7 protein-coding genes and 2 tRNA genes are annotated in these 7,892 nt (G+C 52.8%); 4 read left to right on the top strand and 5 right to left on the bottom strand.

Annotation, left to right across the window (positions count from 1 at the left end):
• Nucleotides 1-129: 129 nt before the first annotated feature.
• Nucleotides 130-219: transfer RNA gene (locus tag J1785_RS20565), tRNA-Ser, on the bottom strand.
• A 195-nt stretch (nt 220-414) separates the two neighbouring features.
• A tRNA-Ser gene (locus tag J1785_RS20560) sits at nt 415-504 on the bottom strand.
• Between the two features lie 396 nt (nt 505-900).
• Here J1785_RS20560 and J1785_RS20555 point away from each other — a divergent pair.
• The 4 genes from J1785_RS20555 (at nt 901) to J1785_RS20540 (ending at nt 4,904) form a co-directional block, all read left to right on the top strand.
• On the top strand, nt 901-2,382 hold the full coding sequence (locus J1785_RS20555; protein WP_217220463.1) for a peptide MFS transporter: 1,482 nt from the start codon (nt 901-903) through the stop codon (nt 2,380-2,382).
• A gap of 125 nt (nt 2,383-2,507) precedes the next feature.
• A complete protein-coding gene (gene ghrA / locus J1785_RS20550; RefSeq protein WP_129952630.1) occupies nt 2,508-3,449 on the top strand; it encodes a glyoxylate/hydroxypyruvate reductase GhrA in 942 nt (313 codons plus the stop codon).
• A 69-nt stretch (nt 3,450-3,518) separates the two neighbouring features.
• Complete coding sequence (locus tag J1785_RS20545) at nt 3,519-4,259, top strand: phosphatase (protein ID WP_129952631.1); 741 nt, start codon at nt 3,519-3,521, stop codon at nt 4,257-4,259.
• Between the two features lie 60 nt (nt 4,260-4,319).
• On the top strand, nt 4,320-4,904 hold the full coding sequence (locus tag J1785_RS20540) for a TorD/DmsD family molecular chaperone (RefSeq protein ID WP_217220461.1): 585 nt from the start codon (nt 4,320-4,322) through the stop codon (nt 4,902-4,904).
• A gap of 75 nt (nt 4,905-4,979) precedes the next feature.
• On the opposite strand, the gene J1785_RS20535 is transcribed toward J1785_RS20540, so the two are convergent.
• From J1785_RS20535 to mdtH, 3 genes are all read right to left on the bottom strand, one after another.
• Nucleotides 4,980-5,543, bottom strand: coding sequence for a lipoprotein (locus J1785_RS20535; protein WP_217220459.1), 564 nt, complete (start codon nt 5,541-5,543; stop codon nt 4,980-4,982).
• Nucleotides 5,544-5,686: 143 nt separating this feature from the next.
• On the bottom strand, nt 5,687-6,334 hold the full coding sequence (grxB, locus tag J1785_RS20530) for a glutaredoxin 2 (protein WP_129952634.1): 648 nt from the start codon (nt 6,332-6,334) through the stop codon (nt 5,687-5,689).
• 165 nt (nt 6,335-6,499) lie between these two features.
• A complete protein-coding gene (gene mdtH / locus J1785_RS20525) occupies nt 6,500-7,705 on the bottom strand; it encodes a multidrug efflux MFS transporter MdtH (protein ID WP_217220456.1) in 1,206 nt (401 codons plus the stop codon).
• Between the last annotated feature and the right edge of the window lie 187 nt (nt 7,706-7,892).

The following is a 7,892-nucleotide window of genomic DNA, read 5'->3' as shown; positions in this document are numbered from 1 at the left end:
ATTAATAGAGGCACGATCAGCTGAGGTGTGTGCAGTGAATGATGTTGCCTGACAGCAAAAACGCCCAGGCATGCACCACCCGAAAATAAAAAGGGTTCTGATTTACATCAGAACCCTTTTTCATTAATTTGGCGGTGAGAGAGGGGTTCGACCCCTCGATACGATTTCTCGTATACACACTTTCCAGGCGTGCTCCTTCAGCCACTCAGACACCTCACCGTGTTCGTTACAGCGCGAGCGTTGCAACGGGGCGCTACTATAGGGAGACAGCCGCGAAGGGTCAAGAAAATTTTCAGCGTTTTGTGTCAGGTGCTCAGAGTCTGTTCAGCGAAAATAATGCCGTGGTCGCCGGGTTTTTGAAGCGCCCGAAACAAAAAAGGCTCTGATTTTCATCAGAACCTTTTTTGTTTAATGTGGTGGAGAGAGAGGGGTTCGAACCCTCGATACGATTGCTCATATACACACTTTCCAGGCGTGCTCCTTCAGCCACTCAGACACCTCTCCAGTCGCCAGCTGCACCGCAGTGCTGCTGACCGGCGCTAATGTAGGGAAAAGTAGTCTCACCGTCAACTCTCTTTTACCGGTTCGATGCCATTTAAACAAACTTAGAACAATCTGATGATTTAAAGAACAAAAAATGCCTTAAGGATGTACAGCCGGGATCTGATGACGCACGGTGATTAAAATGACTTATCAAAATGCATAAATAAGTAGCGCTTCTGCATAGAAGCACAATTATCCCGCAAACACTTTTTGTTACCGCTAAATAGCAAGATATGTTGTGGTAATCATCTCCGGTAGCGGTATAACAATGCACTCTGAAAAAATGCTTCGCATAAAAACTGTACAGGTCACCATTTGAAGCAGCGTTTATTTATCACATAAAGACAGGGGGCATTCTTGAGTCAGCCAAATAACACGGTCGGATCGCAGCACCGGACCGCCATACCTGCCGGTGCGGGCACATTATTTTTTGTTCAGACGTTCGCAACGCTCGGCTTTGCTGTGCTGTATTCCACACTGGTACTTTATGCCACCAAAAAACTCGGCTTCAGTGAAGATAATGCCAACGCCATCATGGGCGTGTTCGGTGCCTTCAACTACGGGCTGCATATGTTCGGTGGCTACCTCGGCGGACGTTATCTTAGTAACCGCAATCTTTTCGTACTCGGCATGGTGTTGCAGGTCTTTGGCTGTGCGCTGATTGCGCTGGAAGGCGTGACCGGGTTGTACTGGGGATTAGCCATGTTCCTGACCGGCAGCGGACTGAATGTGACCTGCCTGAACATGATGCTGACCCAGCGGTTTGCGCCGGACGATGACCGCCGTGAATCGGCCTTCCTGTGGAATTATGCCGGGATGAACCTCGGCTTCTTTATTGGTTTTGCGGTCGCCGGTTATTTCCAGCTCAGCGAAAATTACCGCGCACTGTTTTTGTTCGCCACGTTAGGTAATGTCGCGGCAGTTGTGGTGACACTCTCCCGCTGGTCGATTCTGGCCGACCTCAGCACGCCGCTGAAAGAAGCCAGCCGCAGCCAGTTGTTGCGCCGGATGGCGATCGGTATAGCCATTCTGATTGTGCTGGTTCCGGTTATCCGCATGTTGCTGACGCACGCAGAATTCAGCAGTTATTTTGTGGTCGCACTGGGTATGGTGATTTTCGCGCTGATGACGCTGGTGACATTCCGCCATCGTGATGCCGGTGAACGTCGCCGCATGAAGGCATATCTGCTGCTGGCGCTCGGTTCGCTGGTTTTCTGGACCCTGTATCAGCTGGCTCCGATGGGGCTGATGCTGTTCTCTGAAAATAATATTAACCTGAATGTATACGGTATCCGCGTGGCACCGCAGTGGATCCAGAACATTAATACTGTGGTTATCGTGATCGGTGGTCCGCTGATGGCACTGTGGTTCAACCGCCTGCGTCAGCGCGGCTGGAACATTGATATTCCTGCGCAATTCTCTGCCTCATTATTTTGCATGGGACTTGGGATGCTGGTGTTACCGCTGGGGATCCATCTGGCGGGCGGCGACGGTCTGGTGGCGTTTAAATGGATTGCGATCAGCTATCTGCTGCAAAGTATCGGTGAGTTACTGATTTCCCCGATCGGTTACGCAATGATTGGCAAACTGGCTCCGCCGCGTTATCAGGGCGTCATGATGGGTTGCTGGATGATGGTGACTGGTGTGGCGTCGGTGCTGGCGAGTTACATTTCCGGGCTGATGCCGCAAAACGCAGGCAGTACACCGGTACTGACCAATCCGGGCTACAGCCAGGTGTTTAACGTGCTGGGTTGGGGGGCTGTTATCACAGGTGTGGTACTGCTGGTACTTATCCCGCTGTTGCGCCGGATGATCCACCGCGAGCCGGCGGGCGCCTGATTTATTCGCAGTATCCGACAGTCGCTTCACAAGCCCCGAATTCCGGGGCTTGTTCTTTTTTACGTCACAGGGTTGCATCACGATGATATTCAGGGAAATCTATCTGCTCACAGGAGGCTTCCCCGATGAACATTATTTTTTACCACCCTACATCTGATGCAAAACCCTGGATTGACGGCATAACAAAAAGATTACCGCAGGCCAGTATCCGCGTGTGGAATGCTGATGATCATGACCCGGCGGATTACGCGCTGGTCTGGCGGCCGCCGAGCGCTATGCTTGCGTCCCGCACTATGCTGAAAGGCATTTTCGCACTGGGGGCTGGCGTTGATGCTATCCTCACGCAGGAACAGCGCCATCCGGGCACACTGCCAGCCGGTGTGCCATTGCTGCGCCTTGAAGATACCGGCATGTCTTTGCAGATGCAGGAATATGCGCTGGCGACGGTATTACGTTATTTTCGCCGGATGGATGAATATCAGCTGTTCCAGCAACAAAAGCAGTGGCACCCGCTTGCCCCGCATTCACGCAGTGAATTCACCATTGGTGTTCTCGGTGCCGGCGTGCTCGGCAGCAGCGTGGCGAAGGCACTCGTGGACATGCAGTTTACGGTGCGCAGCTGGAGCCGCAGCGCCAAGTCACTGGAAGGTGTGGCGAGTTTCTATGGGGACGATCAACTGGCGGGGTTTGCCCGTGGCTGCAAAGTGCTGATCAATCTGTTGCCCAATACCCCGCATACCGCCGGTGTTCTCAATCATCAACTGTTCACAAATCTTTCGCATAATGCGTACCTGATTAACCTTGGCCGTGGCGGACATCTGGTGGAAGGTGATGTGTTACGCGCCCTCGACAGCGGCCAGATTGCGGCTGCCACGCTGGATGTCTTCATCGAAGAGCCGTTACCGGCCATGCACCCGTTCTGGTCGCATCCGCGTGTCAGCATTACGCCACACGTCGGTGCTGACACCTTGCCGGAGCAGGCGATGGACAGCATCGTGAGTAATATTCTGGCGATAGAAGCGGGGCGCGAGCCGACAGGCCGCGTCGATCCCGGTCGGGGTTACTGATATTCATCTGCTAACATGATAAATGCTGCGGTTATTTTTGCCGCAGCGGGAGATTTTCAAGGAGAGCACATGCCGTACCCGGTTGACTTACACATGCACACTGTTGCCAGCACACACGCCTACAGTACATTGCATGATTACATCGATGAAGCAGTACAAAAGGGCATCAGGCTGTTTGCCATCACCGATCATGGCCCTGATATGGCTGATGCGCCGCATTACTGGCATTTTATGAATATGCGGGTGTGGCCGCGTCTGGTGAATGGCATCGGCATTCTGCGCGGTATTGAATCGAACATTAAGAATATTCATGGCGATATCGATTGCACCGGCCCGATGCTCAAAGAAATTGACGTGATTATCGCCGGTTTCCATGAGCCGGTGATGCAGCCTGTCGATAAAGAAACCCATACCGCGGCGGTGATTGCGGCAATGGCGGGAGGTGAAGTGCATATTATTTCGCATCCGGGCAACCCGAAATACCCGATTGATATTCCGGCGGTGGCAGCCGCTGCCGCAAAATATAATGTGGCCCTGGAGCTGAATAATTCGTCGTTCATCCATTCGCGTGTGGGCAGTGAACCCAATTGTCGCGCCATTGCGCTGGCCGTAAAAGAAGCCGGTGGCTGGCTGGCGCTGGGGTCGGATTCGCATATCGCCTATTCGCTCGGTGGCTTTGAACATTGTGAGCGTATTCTGCGCGAAATTGATTTTCCGCAAGACCGTATTCTTAACGTCAGCCCGCGTCGTTTCCTCGATTTTCTTGAGGCCCGTGGCCGTGCGCCCATTGCTGAATTAAGCGAACTGTGACATTGTCGCGGCCAACGTGCGGGTGATAAACCCTTTTCATTGTCTGATCAGGTTACTGTTATGAATGAATTTTCGATTGTCTGCCGCGTGCTGGGCACCTTATTTTATCGCCAGCCGCAGGATCCGTTACTGGTTCCGCTGTTTGGTCTGATTCAGGATGGGAAGCTGCGTGAACACTGGCCGCTGGAACAGGATGCGTTGCTGATCCGCTTACAGGAAAGTGCCAGTCCGGAAGCACTGGCCGCTGAATTTAACCGTCTGTTTGTCGGTTCAGAATGCGCAGTTTCGCCATTCCGCAGTGATTATGTTGAGGGCGCAAATGAAATGGATGTGCGCACATTCCTGCAACAGCGCGGAATGCCTTTAGGTGAAACACCTGCCGATCATTTTGGTGGCATGTTACTGGCCGCGTCCTGGCTGGAAGATCAGTCGCAGCAGGATGAAGTGGGTGCGCAAATCGCGCTGTTCGATGAATTGCTTTTCCCGTGGTGCGGTAAATTCCTCGGTAAAGTGGAAGCGCATGCGACCAGCGGTTTTTATCGTACCTTGTCTGAAATCAGCCGCGAAGCCTTGCAGGTCATGCGTGATGAATTGCAGGAACAGTTGCCACCCGATCTGGATGACGCTGAAGAAGACGATCAGTAACCCCTGGCGAAGAACATAAAAAACCCGGCGGTGGGTCATCACGCCGGGTTTTTTATGGTGACTCTTTAGCTGAAATTAATCAGTGAAGGGGATGACGAGTTGCCCCGGTTTCACTTCTATCCCTTTCGCCAGTTTCTTCGCCATCGCCTCGCCTTTACTGTGATCGCCATTAAGCACATAAGCCGGACGCTGGTTGAAATAGGCGTTCAGTGAATTGTTCAGGTATGGCATCAGACCTTTCATCACGTTATCCATTTTTTCAGGCTTGATGGTGTAATCCGTCACCTGCATATCCCGCAGGAAAATAGCGCCTTTTTCGCGGTCATAAGAAGGATTCGCTTTCAGGGTCAGGTGCATATCGGCTTTTTGCGGCCCGAACAGTGAGGAGATATCGACATGTGCATCCCCGGTCAGTGTCACGACGCCGGGTTCAGCGCGGCCGATCTGGCTGCTGAGATTGGTCAGCACCAGTTTGGCATCCACCAGGCCAGGAACACCCAACTGTTTTTCAAATTTGTTGTTTTTTTGCAGGTAATCATTCACCTGCTGCTCACTGATGGTGTACTGCGTCAGCTGATTACAGCCTGCCAGCAGGCTGGCGCAAATCAGTGCGGCGGCTCCTATAAATCGCTTTGTCATTCTTCCCTCATTACGTAAAAACTATTTTCTCAGCATGACCGCAATGCGGTATCGCGCCAATCAGACAACGCTGATTAGCCTAAGTGCTGAACGAGGGGAAGAAAAGGAAAAATAGCCGGAAGCGCACTTCCGGCTGCAAAGGCTTAACTTGCTAAGCGTGTTAATAAGTTAACCTGGGTCTGCTTGGCCATATTATCGCGATAGGCCTGAACCCGCGAAGGCCAGTCAATACCCTGAACGATCGACAGTGAACGCAGCAACGGCCACAGATTAATATCATCCTCGGAAAGCTCACCGTTCACGGCGTTAGGCTCAACGATCAGTTTGTCGAGTGCGCGCAGATCCTGACTGATTTTTTTCACCAGCCCCTCAGAATGCTGCAGATGCTCCTCAAAACTGCCGCTGGCGGCCTGCTTTTTATCAGAGAAATATTTACGTGCTGCCGGCGTGGAGAATTCTTCCAGCGGCGCGGCGGCAAAGCGTGGCAGTAGCAGACGGCCGGTATAGTCGGACACCTGCCGCAGCCAGGCGGCAATTGACGCATTCAGCGGCCCGGTCAGCAGGGGTTTACCGTCACTTTTGTCGATGTAGTGCACGATGTCCATACTCTCAGGCATGAAGCCGCCATCCTCTTTTTGCAGGATGGGCACCATTTTTTTACCGACCATTGATACGGGTGTTTTTTCATCATCATTGAGCAGCACCTTGATCTCAACGGGGATGTTCTTCAAACCGAAAATCATGCGGGCTTTCACGCAGAAAGGGCAATGTTCGTAAATGTAAAGTCTCATAGTACTTAGCTCCTGTTATCGCCGGCGGTGACCTGTAGGGTGCATGAAAACTGCCGGATGTAGGTTCAGATTCTTCCCGATTTCCCGATATAGTAAAGCCAGTATGGTTACAGATGTCAGTGAGATCAAACCGCGCTGGCGAAAGCGCGGTGTGAATGACAGGGATCAGTTGCCGCTGAGCATGGCGGGTTCGATGCGGCGCAGGTTGAACTGCCAGTACAAACCGGTGAGGGTGATAAAGCCGACAACGCCGAGTAATAACCACGGCAGTTCGGGCAATGCGAGCGCACGGCCGGTGTCGTACATCCAGCCGCCACCGGTATAACCGATCACGCCGCCGAGAGCCAGCCCGAGACGGCTGAAGCCCATGTAGCTGCCACGCGCGCGGGCATCGGCCAGAGAGGCACCGAGGGTTTCACGGGCCGGTTCAGCAATGATGGAGCCGATGTAGAAAAAGCCAATCAGCAACAATAGCGGGTTGATTGAGGTGACCAGCCCGACCGGCAGCAGGCTCAGTGTCATGATCAGCAGACCGAACATCAGGCGCTGCTCAAGACGGAAACGTTTTTCACTCCAGCGGGCAATCGGATATAACAGCGTCAGCGACAGCACGGCTTCGATGGCGTACATCCATTTCACCGCTGACGGACTGCCTGCGACATCATTGACCGCAATCGGCAGCATCAGCATCACCTGAACAGTCAGCATGTAATAACCGGTGAGCGTGAGGACGTAGGCCAGAAAACGGCGGTCACGCAATACGCGCATCATGCCTTCGCGCATCGGTGTACGCAGGGTGGAAATGCGGTAAGCCGGTAACAGCCAGGCGTTGCAGGCAGCGGCCAGACAGAAGATTGCGGCTCCGGTCCAGCAAACGTAATGGAAATCATATTGCAGCAGCCAGCTGCCGATCAGGGCGCCAATAACGGCGCCTGCGCTGTCCTGCATCATCATCAGAGAAAAGAAACGGCTGCGTTCATGCGGACGGGTCAGTTTGATCACCAGCGCGGTGCGTGGTGGATCAAATAACGTGCCGCCAAGGCCGGAAAGAATACAGGAGCAGACCAGGATCCACGGTTGATCGGCCATCGCCATCGCGGCAAATCCTGCAGCACGCAATAACATGCCGCTGATAATCATGGGTTTCGCCCCGAACCGGTCAGCAATCGCCCCGCCAAAAATGCCTAATCCCTGTTGCGTAAGCTGACGAACGCCGAGCGCCAGACCGACGGCCATTGCTGCCCAGCCAAGCTGATCGACAAATCGGATCGAGATCAACGGAAAAACCACGAAAAAGCCTAAAATCACCAGCGCGTTGTCTAATAACAGAAAATACTTACCCAAGCTCCGAGCTTGTGATACCAGAGACATGCTTCACCATGAGCGATTATATGTATCCTGTCCGGCAGATACAGAAAGGAGAAAAGACCGTTCCAGTCTGAACCGGAAACAGGCATTTAGATAGGGCGCTATTGATAATATTTTTTTATCGTCAAGCCGCGTTCTGACTGGCAGAATTAGCGATGATCTGTCGTTTCCTATAAATTCTATTTATCGA

Origin of the sequence: Rahnella perminowiae (assembly GCF_019049755.1) — a bacterium.
Lineage (GTDB): Bacteria > Pseudomonadota > Gammaproteobacteria > Enterobacterales > Enterobacteriaceae > Rahnella > Rahnella perminowiae.
The sequence above is the reverse complement of the archived record's forward strand: the minus strand, read 5'-3'. Positions and strand labels throughout refer to the sequence as shown.

Excerpts from the sequence above, each read along its gene's own strand:
- J1785_RS20540 (WP_217220461.1), top strand. The coding sequence starts at position 4,320 with ATGAATGAATTTTCGATTGTCTGCCGCGTGCTGGGCACCTTATTTTAT.
- mdtH (WP_217220456.1), bottom strand. The coding sequence starts at position 7,705 with ATGTCTCTGGTATCACAAGCTCGGAGCTTGGGTAAGTATTTTCTGTTA.
- grxB (WP_129952634.1), bottom strand. The coding sequence starts at position 6,334 with ATGAGACTTTACATTTACGAACATTGCCCTTTCTGCGTGAAAGCCCGC.
- J1785_RS20535 (WP_217220459.1), bottom strand. The coding sequence starts at position 5,543 with ATGACAAAGCGATTTATAGGAGCCGCCGCACTGATTTGCGCCAGCCTG.
- J1785_RS20545 (WP_129952631.1), top strand. The coding sequence starts at position 3,519 with ATGCCGTACCCGGTTGACTTACACATGCACACTGTTGCCAGCACACAC.
- ghrA (WP_129952630.1), top strand. The coding sequence starts at position 2,508 with ATGAACATTATTTTTTACCACCCTACATCTGATGCAAAACCCTGGATT.